Origin of the sequence: Halalkalibacter lacteus, from assembly GCF_036663595.1 — a bacterium.
GTDB classification, from domain to species: Bacteria; Bacillota; Bacilli; order Bacillales; family Bacillaceae_D; genus Halalkalibacter; species Halalkalibacter lacteus.
The window spans coordinates 42,314-55,868 of record NZ_JAWRVL010000004.1; the positions used below are offsets into that span (position 1 = coordinate 42,314).

Consider the following 13,555-nt stretch of genomic DNA (forward strand, 5'->3'; position numbering starts at 1 on the left):
AACCCCTCTTCGTTATTTCGAAACTCGTAATAATAATATTTTATCAGAAAATTACTAAAATTAACATGATGAAATCTCTACCTGTTTGATGTGAATTTACGCGGAATGATGCGTAGGATCCATTACTTCATTTATAATAGGAATCATAACAATACATAAAGGTGTGGATTGAAATGAAACTAGACACTACCGATAAACGTATTCTAGAGCTTTTAACGATTAATGGACGAATGTCTTATGTTGATATTGCAAAAGAGCTTGGTCTTTCACGAGTGGCTATTAGGGAACGTATTAATCAATTAATTGAAGAGGAAATCATTGAAAAGTTTAGCGTTGTTATTAATTCCGACAAAGTAGGGAAAAAAGTCTCTGCGTTTTTTGAAGTAGATTGTGAACCAACGTCTCTTGTCGCCGTAGCAGAAACACTAGCAGAGAACGCCAAAGTCGCTAGTTGCTATCAAATGACTGGTCCTAGCACTCTTCACATGCATGTTCTTGTTGAGGATTTTGAACAGCTCGAACATTTTATTAACGAGGAACTATACGCTTTAAAAGGAATTACGAGAGTAGAAAGTCATATCTTATTAAGACGTTTTAAAAGTCGTAGTGGAATGAAGCTTTAAAAATCAATTAGTGAGGTTGCCTCAACATGATTTGAGACACCCCAATTGTTTTTTAGATTACATTTTTCAAACTAGTTCGGTAGCAAATGTCATTGACTTCTTCTTTGGTGGATAATAAGAGGAAGGCTCAACGTTGAGCCTTCCTCTTATTTATTAATATGTTGTAAGTATGGTGTTAAATCAATGCCAAGTTTTTTTGCTAAACGGTTTCCTAATTCTTCATCTGCACGGTAGAAGTTACAAATAGCAAGAAGCTTTGTTTGCTCTGCAACGGATGAAATATCGGCCGTAATATTTTTCACAAGTGCATCTTGCTCCTCCTTAGAGTAACGACGATACACTTGACCCGCTTGACCAAAGTTGTTTGTTTTATCAATTTCTTGTCTACCTGCAACGCCTTGAACTGGCATTTGTGGATCAACAAACGCACCATCCTCTTTTGGTGTATACTCATAGCGATTCGGCTCATAGTTAATGTGATCGGTTTGTTGTTTGAAAGCCATCGCACCATCACGTTGGTTATTATTCACTTGGGCAAATGGGCAGTTAATTGGAAGCTGTAAGTAATTAGGCCCAACACGATAACGTTGTGTATCCGAGTATGAGAACAACCGACCTTGAAGCAATTTATCCTCAGAAGGCTCAATTCCTGGTACCAATACGCCTGGGTTAAACCCTACTTGTTCCGTTTCTGCAAATACATTTTCAGGATTTTTATTCAGTGTCATTGTTCCCACAAGTTGATAAGGGATATCTTCTTCAAACCAATCTTTCGTTGCATCTAATGGATCAAAATCAAATTTGTCCATATCAGCTGGATCTAAAATCTGAACATAGAAATCCCACTCAGGGTAATCACCGTTTTCAATTGCCTCATAGAGATCTTCGCTGGCATGATTGAAGTTGTCAGCTTGGATCTTAGCTGCTTCTTCTGCTGATAAGTTCTTCACACCTTGCTTTGGAACCCAACGGAATTTTGCATAAACCGTGTTACCAAACTCATTAACTAGTTTAAGAGCATGAACACTTGAACCACGCATATGGCGGTAATCAGCAGGAATTCCTTCGTCAGATAAAAGATGCATAAGCATGTTTGTTGTTTCAGGTCTTAGTGACCAGAAATCCCAATAACGATCAGGGTCTTGTCGGTTTGTACGTGGATCCGGTTTTAACGAATGAACCAAATCAGGGAACTTCATTGCATCGCGAATAAAAAACACAGGCAAGTTATTTCCAACTAAATCCCAGTTCCCTTCCTCCGTGTAGAACTTAGTAGAGAAACCACGTGGATCACGTAATGTTTCAGGTGAATGGGTTCCATGAATTACCGTTGAGAACCGAACAAATACAGGCGTTTCTTTGCCTTCATCTTGGAATAAAGCAGCTTTTGAGTAACGCTTCAAGCTATTCTTCACGTTAAATACACCATGAGCACCAGCACCACGAGCATGAACAACTCGCTCAGGAATACGCTCTCGGTCAAAATGAGCTAACTTTTCAATTAGTTGATAGTCTTCTAGTAACGTAGGTCCATTTTGACCAGCTGTACGAGAATTTTGATTATCATAAATTGGAGCGCCTTGGTTCGTTGATAACTTTTTCATTCATTTTCCTCCTTTAAAAAAACCTTTTAATTTTCAACCCTAAACTCGAAATCACAATAACAAAAAACCTCTACTATGCTATTTAACTTCTTGGCCTAAAATGCGGTTAACACGCTTTCTTAACATATCCATACCACTTCCTCCAGCTTGAAAATGTCTTAGCTTCCCTTCAACATCAAACACATAATAGGCAGGAACATACTTGTTTTCAAAAGCATCCGTTAATTTATGCTCACTATCAACAAAAGTAGGTTGAATAATGTCATGACCTTGAGCCATCGCTTCAATGACAGACATATCCAAATCATTCTCTGATCTTGGCATATGAACAGCAATGACATTTAAATCATCATCGTACTCGTCACGAAATTCATTAATATCAGGCATTGCTTCTTTACATAAACCACAACTAACAGACCAAAAATGAATTAATGTTGCTTTTCCGCTTTCTAACAATTCTTCTTTCGTTACTTCTCCATTCAACCAAGCTGTTGCTCCTGTTAATTCTGGCATCTCTTCACGTAGTTTCATAAATTCCGCTCCCTGACATGTATATTCTTTTTTACGAATTCTATTAATAAGAAAAGAAAAAAACGTTTATTATTTTATAGTGTGTACTTTAAAGAGTCATACCTCTACAAATGCTAAATGGCATCTCTAGAAGATTCAAATCCTCATGTAAGTACGAGATCAAACTCATCTTAGTACCTTACAGTGTTGATTGACCAGGTTTCCAATTCGCTGGACATAAGCCTCCTGTTTGAAGAGCTTGCAACACACGTAATGTCTCGTCTACATCACGACCAATATTATTGTGGTTTACAACAGAATACATTAATTCACCTTCTGGATTAATGATAAAAAGACCTCGCAAAGCGACTCCATCATTCTCAATTAAAACGCCATACTCACGTGAAACGACATGATTGGTATCTGTAGCTAACGGATAGTTCAATTCACCAAGACCATTGTCTTCTCGTGATGTTCTGATCCACGCCTTGTGTGTGTGGATCGTGTCAGTTGATACTCCAATTACCTCTGCATCTAAATCCTCAAACTCATCATAGCGATCACTCAAAGAGGTGATTTCTGTTGGACAAACGAATGTGAAATCCATTGGATAAAAGAAAAGAACGGTCCATTTATCATTTTTTATATATATTTTCTTCTAAGCTTACCTTTGCAAATTCTAGATTCGGCATTATTGCATCCATTTCAAAGCGAGGTTCTTGCTTCGCCACCATACGTTTGTCAGTCATCTATAACAACTCCTTAATAATAATTATTATTAATTGATTACGTTTATCATTGTATAAAACCTTTCTATTGTTGTCAACAGCTAATGATAATTATTTTTAAGAAAGAATAATCATTGTTAATTTACCTACATGAAAAACCCCTTGGATCTGTTGGCTCCACGGGGTTAACAAAGTATTTTTTACAACCATTCTCTTCTCATTTCAAATGAAATTATTGAAAATAACCATTAAATAAGAGTTTTGGTTTTGCCTACTTAGGTAAATGTTTCTTCATATTTATTAAACAAAATGGAGATTCTAACTCAACCCATTTGAACGTTTTACTTGAAATTAATTCTTTGGTTAACAAGCACACCAATACCAGTAAGAGAACAAGTCCCCCCGACAACAAATACCATGCGTACCCTCCTTACTTGCGTCCATAATCAGCCTTAATTTCTCCCCATTTCTCCGTATGCCACTTTGCAATTTTATTGTTATAACGATTTGCCTGTAGCCATTTTTCAGCTCGGTCCATCAGAGACCAAATATACGCCGTTTTCTCATTTCTCTCTAATGTTGATTTTGCTTTTTTTTGCTTTACCCATTTAATAGCTGTAATTGAATCAGAGTAAATCGTCTTTGAACTTCCTTTCTCTTTTAAATAGGCTAGTCCATGCACAATCGCAAGAAACTCACCCATATTATTCGTTCCAATATGAATCTCATCATGTGCAAACAAAATCTCGCCGGTTTTCGTATCGACACCCTTGTATTCAACAATACCCGGGTTGCCGCGACAGCCAACATCAACGGAAATGCTATCCCAATCAACTTCCTCACTGATTTCTTGTGTTGACGTTTTCACTTTTGATTTAGACGTATTTGGGCTACTCCCTCCTGTAAAAGCAGAATCAGCTTCTTCTTTACTCGGAAATGATTTAAACCTCGCCCCTGTATACCCTTTCACTTGCGCCTCACACTCTGCCCAAGTTTTATAAATCCCAGGTTTTCTCCCTTTCCAAACGACATAGAACTTCTTTTTCGCCACAACGACACCTACTCTTGCATAAGATTTTGATCTAAAGAAATAGTAACAGTGAAACCATTTTTAAACAATCAAAAGGAGGATATACAATTGGATAAACGAAACCGACAAAAAGGCAAAGCACTTACAAATAATCAAACACCGAAAGAATCTTTGTTTAATGAAGAAGTTGCAAGCGAAATGATCGATAACGGCACGAACAAATCGAATCATAAAAAGAAAAAATAAATTTTCCTTTTTTTGAATATTTCTTGTTGTTTTGACCGATAATGGTGCTAAAAAAGAGGTGTTATCCGGCGTGAATGTGACGATTAACCGCAAGCGTTCAGTTAAGGAGCCAGGTGACCTTATAAGCACAAAAAAAAATAAACTCTATGCCATTATTGAAGACCAGGGTGAAAAATACCCCTACCACCTACTATGCCTAGAGACTTTCATCATTATCCAGAGCTACGACACAGTCCCAAGCAACCAAGAAATCGAAGAGGACATCGGAGAAAAGCTCGAAGGCATTTACCAACACAAAGACTCACATATAACATTGAATTAGAAAAACTTGACCTCTGCCAGATCATTCTCAAAGAAAGAGCACCTCATTCCTAGCTCCTTCTCGACCGAAGACCGAATTCGGCGGAGGTCTCAGTTTTTCTCACCTCTCCATCTACTCTAATCACTGCATTCGATCGGTGACCGTGTGAAATTTAAGAGTACGTAAGAGCGCTTCCCACCAATAAGATAAAGTGCGACTGTTCCTCTCTACACTTCCTTATTCCAAGGCTTTCCCCTCTAACGTCACAAACGAATATCCTTTCTCTCGTAACTCTCGAACAGCTAGCCTCACCCCTTCTGCCGTTCCGCTACTCGGTTGATTCATATGAAGAAGGGCAATAGATCCATTAGTAGCTTCGATTAATGCCTGATGAACTTGAGATGCAGAGTACGTCGCCCCTGCATCTCCCAATATGTCGAAATTAACTACTTCAAGACCCAATTCATTAACCATTTCAACTGCCACTTCATCATAAAAGGCCGTCCCCGACCTGAATAGCATAGGGGCTCGTCCAGTTAAACTCTTAATTGTTACTTGATTCCCCATAACCTCCTCTTTTACATCAGCTGGACTTGCCGTTCCTTCTATCCCCCAAGCCAATTGACCTGATACAGACAAAGGGACATGCGCTGTACCGTGGTTTTCAATTTGAAATAGAGGGTCACTAGCTAACTCTAATAAGAGGCCTTCATGCTCCAGTATCCACCTTTCATTTATAAACAGCGTAGCAGGAACTTCTTCTTCTCTTAAAAAATCTATAAGCTTTTCATCATAACCGTTTCCATAAGGCCCACCACATGCATCAAAGGTTAAGGCGATCATTTTTTCATCTGTAACCATCCGTGTGTTCACACCATCTACATTCTCACCCCACTGCATAGCCTTACGGTGTTCAAAAGCAGATGAATCGATTTCTTGATTTTCTTCTATTTCATTCATACTCTCGCCACTTTTATTAGGTATTTCTTTTTCAGCAACAACTTTGTCTTCCTTTGAGACTATCTCCTCAGGCCTCTCTTTTTGTGCACATGCCGCCAAGCCTATAATTAGAGCAATGACAATTAACCATCTCATCTATATCCCTTCCTTTTTAGAAAAAACAAATAAACCCCCTAAGAATTATACCTTAGGGGGATTACCATTACTCATTTTTAGACGATTCTTTTTCGTGTTTCTCTGACTCTTCATACCAATCATCTAATACTTTCGCATCTAGAACTCTTCCTTCAACAAAAGAAGATTGCTTATCCAAAAACAAACTTTTCCATTCTACATCCATATCTTCAGCAATCTTTACTACTGTTAATAACTCCTGCCACGCAACATAACGTTTGTACCAGAAAAATTGAGGTTGCTCCGTCATGTACGGGTAAAGATCGTCAAATTCAGTATGCTTACAATCAACTGTTCTTTCAAATTGGCGCTTCGCTTCCGACACTCGCTTTTCAAAATACTCATTCACATTTACTTCCATTTGCAATCCCTCCCAGAAAATCCTATCCTATATATCTAAGACTCAAAACACGACAACAATTTATAATAGTTATAGTCTATGCATTATCACTATGATAAAGAATAACTATCTCACTTTAATATTAATAATAACACGAGATATGAACATACTAAATGAAAAACATTTAGAAAATTATAGAGATTGTTCCAAAAGGTCGCTTTTTACCTTTGGAACAATCTCTAAGCAATGAGTGGAGCCATTGCAACAACCATTTACGCTTTCAAGACCTCGAACTCTTCCTGTAACAAAATCGGTAAATAATTCACATCAGCTGTATCATTTGGATAGGTAAAGCCAAGCTCGCTGTCATCGACCACTTCCAGGATCTCTTGAATGACCTCATCCATCCCTTGAACATAAAAACGATGCAAAAATTCATAACTAACTGGTTCTTTTGGGAGAATCTCATTAGCACAAACAGATACATCCACGTAATTAGCATACGTTCGACAAGGAATCGGGCGAACTTCATAAGCCATACACTTGTTAGTTTCAAGATTAAGAAAGACGCACGGAAGTGTTAAGTGTTTATATTTTCTTTTGAAGTCTTGATCTTGCTGAAAATCAAGCTTTTTTACATCATTTAAATTTGACGAAAATTGATGTAAGTACGATTCGAACTGATCTAACACGGTCTGCTTTCTCTCTTTTGGTAGTTGCCCAACGAACAGTAACATTAATTTCACTTCTAAACGAGTTACTATTATGGGAAAATAACAGCAATGTGCACAGCCCGCTTGGCAAGTAGGTGTTAAATCAATTTCTCTTTCGATTGTTTCGATCTCCGTGTTCACTTGTGCTAAGAGTTTCTGAAAGGATTCGGTTAAAACTGATTTAACATGCTTGCCTGCACTTTCGTCTAAAATGTCATCCACTGTATTAAAAAAAGGTTGTTCATAATCATAGCTTCGACGATTGATTTTTTCTACTTTTCTTCTTACATCTTCATATGTTAATTGGGGATTCACATCATTCACTCCTTACTATCTTTCACTCTCATACTAGTGAATATCATCACATAAATCGACTCTTTTTTCGATGTAGAAACGATTGTCTTTTACATTACGAGTAATTACCATTGACGTCTCATTTTTTTATCGCTATGATAAAAATGGAAATTAGTGTAGTTTTGACAAAATTTTTGATCTTGAAAGGAGGAAACATGTTAACAGTAAAAAAAGTACTTAATAATAATGTCTTAGTAGCTGAGCACCCTAATTATGAAGAAGTGGTTTTAATTGGAAAAGGGCTTGGCTTTGGAAAAAAGGCCGGCGATTACGTTGCTGGGGAGCAAGCTGAAAAGTTCTTTGTTTTAAAAGAAGCCAAAGAACAAGAACAATATAAACAACTATTGGATTACGTAGACGAACATTTCATTGGTTTGATGAACGATATTATTGAACTGGTTGAAGATCGATTTTCAGTTCAGCTTCATGAACATATTCACATTGCATTGACTGATCATCTTTATTATGCAATTAAACGAGTCAAACAAGGGTTAGATCTCACAAATCCATTTCTTCCTGAGACCGAACTTGCTTATCCAAAAGAATTTTCTGTAGCTACTGAACTAATTGACTATTTGAGTAATGAATTACATTTGGAAATTCCTCCTGGGGAAATTGGTTTTGTTGCTCTACATATTCACAGCGCGTTAACTAGACGTTCATTAAAAGAAGTGAACCGACACACTCAACTAATTGCCGAATTAGTTCAAGTGATTGAAAAGTCATTACACCTTCAAATTGATCGAAAAGATGTCAACTACTTACGACTTGTCCGACATCTTCACCATGCGATCGAACGGATTACAAAAGGTCAATACTTTGATAATCAAGAAACTTTAAATAATGTCTTGCAAACAGAATATCCGATATGCTATAATTTGTCTTGGAAATTGATAAAAATCATGCAACAAACATTAAAGAAAGCGATTCCAGAGGCTGAAGCTGTATACTTAACATTGCATCTTCAAAGACTCTCAAAGCAATAATACTTCTTTTCACGTGTTACTGGTTATGCAGGCATGAGGGGAAAGGATTAGCTAGTACAAGAAAAAATGATAAGAGGATCCCTTATCATTTCTCTGTGCTACCGTCCTTGCCACTCATGCCTTTTTTGTTGCATAAAAATCAATTAACATCTTCAAACTAATTATACAAGGAGGAATTATTATGTTTAAAAATTCGTTTGGTGTTATGCAACGTGTTGGAAAAGCACTTATGCTTCCTGTTGCATTATTACCAGCAGCCGGTATTTTGCTTGCGTTTGGTAACGCACTTCAGAATCCTGATTTAATTGCTCGAATCCCAGCTCTTGAAGCTAATTGGGTTGTTATGCTAGCTAGTATTATGGAGAGTGCTGGCGATATCGTCTTTGCTAACCTTGCACTTCTATTTGCGGTTGGGGTTGCCATCGGTCTTTCAAATGGCGATGGAGTTGCGGGTCTTGCTGCACTCATTGGATATTTAATTATTAATGTGACGATGAGTGTTACTGGCGGGATTACTCCTGAAATGGTTGCTGAGGATCCTGGTATTTCAAACGTACTAGGTATCCCAACCCTGCAAACAGGGGTTTTCGGCGGGATTATTGCCGGGTTGCTAGCCGCCTTTACGTATAAAAGGTACTTTAATATTGAGTTACCTTCTTACCTTGGGTTCTTTGCCGGAAAGCGCTTTGTCCCAATTGCGACAGCTTTCTTTGCCCTATTTATTGGGATTATTCTTCATTTCATATGGCCAACGATTCAAATTGGCTTAAACAATCTATCTTACTTAATGGTTGAATCCAATCAAACCATATCAGCCTTTATCTTCGGGGTAATTGAACGTGCATTAATTCCGTTTGGTTTGCACCATATTTTTTATTCCCCATTTTGGTTTGAATTTGGCCAATATACAAACGCAGCAGGAGAAATTATTCGTGGTGACCAACGAATTTTCTTTGCACAACTACGAGATGGTGCTGAGATAACTGCAGGTACGTTTATGACAGGAAAATTCCCATTTATGATGTTTGGACTTCCGGCAGCCGCACTTGCTATTTATCACTGTGCTCGTCCTGAGCAAAAGAAATTAGTGGCTGGTATTATGGGGTCTGCTGCTTTAACATCCTTTTTAACTGGTATTACTGAACCTATCGAATTCAGTTTTTTATTTGTCGCACCAGTATTATTCGCAATTCACACTGTATTTGCTGGACTTTCTTTTATGGTGATGCAAATCCTTAATGTGAAAATTGGGATGACTTTCTCAGGTGGGGTAATTGACTTCTTACTATTTGGGGTGCTTCCAAACCGAAGTGATTGGTGGCTTGTTATTCCAGTAGGGTTAATTTTCGCTGTTATTTACTACTTCGGCTTCCGTTTTGCCATTAAGAAGTTTAACTTAATGACTCCTGGTCGCGAAGAAGTGACAGAGGAGGAAGGCACACCTTCTTCAGCTACTACTTCCGAACTACCATATGAAGTGTTAAAAGCTTTAGGCGGAAAAGAAAACTTAACAAACTTAGACGCTTGTATTACTCGGCTTCGTGTTAGTGTCAATGAAGTTGATAAAGTTCAAAAAGACACTTTAAAGAAGCTTGGTGCTTCTGGTGTTATGACGATGGGGAACAACATTCAAGCAATCTTTGGCCCTCGTTCTGACCAGATTAAATCACAAATGCAAGATATCATCAGTGGACGTACTCCTGTTCCGACTGAAGAGCCAGCTCAAACAAAGGATGCAGTTGCCGGTGATGTTTCATTCATTTCTCCTTTAGCAGGAAAAGTGATGCCAATAACAGAAGTACCAGATCAGGTCTTTTCAGGTAAAATGATGGGTGATGGCTTTGCAATCGAGCCGACAGAGGGTATCGTAAATTCACCGGTTTCTGGTACCATCATGAACCTTTTTCCTACTAAGCATGCGATCGGTATTTTATCCGAAGAAGGAAAAGAAATTTTGATCCATGTTGGCCTTGATACTGTTAATCTAAAAGGTGAAGGGTTTGAAACACTTGTGAAACAAGATGATAAAGTTCGACAAGGACAAGAGCTACTTCGTTTTGATTTGAAGTATATTAAAGATAATGCAACTTCAACGATTACACCAATTGTCTTTACAAACTTAGCTGAAGGTGAATTCATCCACATCAACAAGCAGAAACAAGTTGAGTCGAAAGAAGAAAATGTCATATCAATTAAACAAAAATAACGATCTTTTTCATCTTTTAGAAACGGGTAAGCAGGTTTGCTTACTCGTTTTTGTTTGTAATACATCGAAAGGGTTAGGTATATTCGCCTACTCAAAAAGAACCTAATCTATCAAAATTACTAATCCTTTCCTTTTTTCTAAGCAAATCCCTTAGTACTTCCGTATTCCTCACATATTCTTACATACAAGATGAGAAAAATGCCTCTATGATTTTAATCTAACCATTGTTACAATCAATACTTACCTAGAAGTATGTGCTCAAAAATATTAAAACCACCCTTTTTGAACAAATTCTAGAATTAGATATTATAAAGTTGGTGAAAACATGTTTGCAAATACAGAAATAGGAATTGACTTAGGAACAGCCAATATCCTTGTATACAGTAAAGGTAAAGGTATTATCTTAAATGAACCGTCAGTCGTTGCAGTCCATCTTGATACAAATGAAGTTTTAGCAGTTGGAATTGAAGCAAAAAATATGGTAGGGAAAACACCTGCAAATATTGTAGCGGTACGTCCACTTCGAGATGGCGTTATTGCAGATTTCGATATGACAGCAAGTATGTTAAAAGCGATTTTGAAAAAGGCAAGTAAAAATCTGGGCTTATCACTCCGAAAACCGAATGTTGTCGTGTGCGCACCATCTGGCTCTACATCTGTGGAACGCCGTGCTATTCTTGATGCTGTGCGTAGCTGTGGCGCAAAAAACGTTCACATTATTGAAGAGCCTGTGGCTGCAGCTATTGGAGCTGGTCTACCAGTAGATGAGCCTATTGCAAATGTAGTAGTTGACATAGGTGGCGGAACAACTGAAGTGGCTATTATTTCGTTCGGCGGTGTTGTTAATTGTCATTCGATCAGAGTTGGTGGAGATAAGCTTGATGAATCGATCATTCATCATGTTCGAAAAACATATAATATGTTAATTGGAGAGCGTACAGCTGAGCAAATTAAAATAGAAATCGGTTATTCACCAATTAAGCATGAAGAATTAGAGATGGATATTCGTGGACGTGACCTTGTTCATGGTTTACCGAAAACGATCACTTTACACTCAACTGAAATCCAGCAAGCCCTTACTGAATCCATGTTTCAGCTTCTTGAATCAGTTAGAACAACGCTCGAAGATTGTCCACCAGAACTAAGTGGAGATATCGTCGATCAAGGCGTTATGCTTACAGGTGGAGGAGCTTTATTAAACGGTATTCAAGAATGGCTTTCAAGTGAAATATCAGTACCCGTCCATATCGCTCAAGACCCCCTAGAATGTGTTGCAATTGGGACAGGCCGTTCGTTAAAATTTATTGATAAACTTCAAACCGTTTCAGTATAATCAAACCAAAAAGAGCACTAAACGGTGCTCTTTTTGTGTTAAACAAACGTTTATTTAACTAAACTACAAGTCACCATATAACTTCGGAACTCTACTTGCAAAGACGGGCACTTCCTTACGAATACGAGTAACTTCATTTAAATCAAGAGTAGTACTAAGCGTCTCCTCTTCTAACAACAAAGAGGCTTTTTCCAGCACCTCTCCCCACGGGCTAACAACCATAGAAAGTCCAGCAAACTCAACATCATCATACGTTCCAATTCTATTACAACTCACGATAAAGAGCTGATTCTCAATCGCTCTAGCTTGTTGAAGAATTTCCCAATGGTTCGCTCTTGCAGAAGGCCACTCTGCAACGACAAAGACCACTTCTGCTCCTTGTAATGCCAAAGAACGAACAAGCTCAGGGAAGCGCAAATCGTAGCAAATAATGACTCCCATCTTGTGCCCATCAAGTTCAAACACTTGAACAGCACTATTACCACCTTTTAGATAACGATGTTCATCTAGCATTGGGACAAGGTGAATTTTATCATAAGTATGAATAATGTCTCCTTCACGATTGAGAATGTACGAGCGATTAACAATTTCTCCATCTTCTTCAAGCGCAATAGAACCAGCAACAACATTGACACGATTATCATTCGCTACCTTTTTTAGAAACGATTCACTTTCCCTTTTATCCTCTTTAACAACCTCTCCTAAAGTAGAAAGCGTATAGGCCGTCGTCCACATTTCAGGTAAGACAAGAACATCAGGTTGTTGGTCCTTACAAACTTGACCCACCCAATTTAGTACTTTTTTACGATTTTCTGCTGGTTTACCTGGGACAATGTCCATTTGATATGTAGCTATCTTCATATTCCTGTCCTCCCTCACTTTTTGAATAATTCCCTTATTCCTGTTTCGTCCGTTCTTTACCTTTTTCCGTTACGGCAAATGTCCGTTTCATCGTTTTAATTTTATCAACTTGGCGGAATCGTAAAGCTGACCAATCTTCATCAATGGCGACTTGCCTAACCGGCTCGTATCCTTCTTCACCAAGAATAGCACCAACCGTGTCTCTACTGCAATCCGAGCCTTTGTATTTCTTTGCAGACTTCTTTGGATAACTAAGCCAGAGTATCCCATCTTCTTCAATGACATCAACTACTTTTACGGCCACGTCTTGAATCTCTTGATTTGTTGCTCCAAAAATATGAATAAACTGATATATGTCGCTTTTGATTTCAGTATGTACTTTTGCTTCAAACTGGGTGATAACTTCTTCATATTCTTTCGGTGCTCCTAAAATCAAAACTTCCGTCATATGATCTTTCCACTGTAGTTTTTTAATAACAGGATGCATTTCGATAATCCAACCCCTTACGCATTATTGTCTCTCTATTATATCACTGAACAATAATGAAAAAAGATTATACTGAATCTTTCGTAACAACACTAGTAT

The 13,555-nt window shown here is 37.9% G+C and carries 14 protein-coding genes and 1 pseudogene; 6 read left to right on the forward strand and 9 right to left on the reverse strand.

What is annotated here, in order from left to right; all coding sequences use genetic code 11:
• The first annotated feature begins 173 nt into the window (after nt 1-173).
• Complete coding sequence (locus tag SAZ04_RS04215; protein WP_332691545.1) at nt 174-623, forward strand: Lrp/AsnC family transcriptional regulator; 450 nt, start codon at nt 174-176, stop codon at nt 621-623.
• A gap of 146 nt (nt 624-769) precedes the next feature.
• Here SAZ04_RS04215 and SAZ04_RS04220 read toward each other — a convergent pair whose 3' ends face one another.
• The 4 genes and pseudogenes from SAZ04_RS04220 to rnhA all read right to left on the reverse strand — a co-directional run bounded on the left by SAZ04_RS04220 (nt 770) and on the right by rnhA (nt 4,516).
• Nucleotides 770-2,227 (reverse strand): catalase, encoded by a 1,458-nt coding sequence (locus SAZ04_RS04220; protein ID WP_332691548.1) that lies wholly within the window; start codon nt 2,225-2,227, stop codon nt 770-772.
• 78 nt (nt 2,228-2,305) lie between these two features.
• On the reverse strand, nt 2,306-2,758 hold the full coding sequence (locus tag SAZ04_RS04225; protein ID WP_332691551.1) for a TlpA family protein disulfide reductase: 453 nt from the start codon (nt 2,756-2,758) through the stop codon (nt 2,306-2,308).
• A gap of 178 nt (nt 2,759-2,936) precedes the next feature.
• Nucleotides 2,937-3,486, reverse strand: a pseudogene (locus SAZ04_RS04230) (peroxiredoxin).
• A 409-nt stretch (nt 3,487-3,895) separates the two neighbouring features.
• A complete protein-coding gene (gene rnhA, locus SAZ04_RS04235; RefSeq protein ID WP_332691554.1) occupies nt 3,896-4,516 on the reverse strand; it encodes a ribonuclease H in 621 nt (206 codons plus the stop codon).
• A gap of 87 nt (nt 4,517-4,603) precedes the next feature.
• On the opposite strand from rnhA, the gene SAZ04_RS04240 reads away from it, so the two are divergent.
• Together SAZ04_RS04240 and SAZ04_RS04245 are read left to right on the forward strand one after the other, a co-directional pair.
• A complete protein-coding gene (locus SAZ04_RS04240; protein WP_332691557.1) occupies nt 4,604-4,741 on the forward strand; it encodes a hypothetical protein in 138 nt (45 codons plus the stop codon).
• Nucleotides 4,742-4,811: 70 nt separating this feature from the next.
• Nucleotides 4,812-5,063, forward strand: a complete 252-nt coding sequence (locus tag SAZ04_RS04245; RefSeq protein WP_332691560.1) for a hypothetical protein — start codon at nt 4,812-4,814, stop codon at nt 5,061-5,063.
• 216 nt (nt 5,064-5,279) lie between these two features.
• Here SAZ04_RS04245 and SAZ04_RS04250 read toward each other — a convergent pair whose 3' ends face one another.
• The 3 genes from SAZ04_RS04250 to SAZ04_RS04260 all read right to left on the reverse strand — a co-directional run bounded on the left by SAZ04_RS04250 (nt 5,280) and on the right by SAZ04_RS04260 (nt 7,544).
• Entirely contained in the window at nt 5,280-6,137 is an 858-nt protein-coding gene (locus SAZ04_RS04250; protein ID WP_332691563.1) for a polysaccharide deacetylase family protein, read from the reverse strand.
• Nucleotides 6,138-6,204: 67 nt separating this feature from the next.
• Entirely contained in the window at nt 6,205-6,537 is a 333-nt protein-coding gene (locus SAZ04_RS04255; RefSeq protein WP_332691566.1) for a hypothetical protein, read from the reverse strand.
• A 251-nt stretch (nt 6,538-6,788) separates the two neighbouring features.
• Complete coding sequence (locus SAZ04_RS04260; protein ID WP_332691569.1) at nt 6,789-7,544, reverse strand: YkgJ family cysteine cluster protein; 756 nt, start codon at nt 7,542-7,544, stop codon at nt 6,789-6,791.
• A gap of 194 nt (nt 7,545-7,738) precedes the next feature.
• On the opposite strand from SAZ04_RS04260, the gene glcT reads away from it, so the two are divergent.
• The 3 genes from glcT to mreBH all read left to right on the forward strand — a co-directional run bounded on the left by glcT (nt 7,739) and on the right by mreBH (nt 12,108).
• Nucleotides 7,739-8,569, forward strand: a complete 831-nt coding sequence (gene glcT, locus SAZ04_RS04265) for a glucose PTS transporter transcription antiterminator GlcT (protein WP_332691572.1) — start codon at nt 7,739-7,741, stop codon at nt 8,567-8,569.
• A gap of 181 nt (nt 8,570-8,750) precedes the next feature.
• A complete protein-coding gene (ptsG, locus tag SAZ04_RS04270) occupies nt 8,751-10,775 on the forward strand; it encodes a glucose-specific PTS transporter subunit IIBC (protein ID WP_332691575.1) in 2,025 nt (674 codons plus the stop codon).
• A 325-nt stretch (nt 10,776-11,100) separates the two neighbouring features.
• Nucleotides 11,101-12,108: a rod-share determining protein MreBH gene (gene mreBH / locus SAZ04_RS04275; RefSeq protein ID WP_332691578.1), complete on the forward strand. Its 1,008-nt coding sequence runs from the start codon at nt 11,101-11,103 to the stop codon at nt 12,106-12,108.
• Between the two features lie 63 nt (nt 12,109-12,171).
• On the opposite strand, the gene SAZ04_RS04280 is transcribed toward mreBH, so the two are convergent.
• The gene (locus SAZ04_RS04280) at nt 12,172-12,969 is read right to left on the reverse strand and encodes a carbon-nitrogen family hydrolase (RefSeq protein ID WP_332691582.1); all 798 of its coding nucleotides are present in this window, start codon (nt 12,967-12,969) and stop codon (nt 12,172-12,174) included.
• Between the two features lie 34 nt (nt 12,970-13,003).
• Nucleotides 13,004-13,456, reverse strand: a complete 453-nt coding sequence (locus SAZ04_RS04285; protein WP_332691584.1) for a DUF3052 domain-containing protein — start codon at nt 13,454-13,456, stop codon at nt 13,004-13,006.
• Nucleotides 13,457-13,555: the final 99 nt, after the last annotated feature.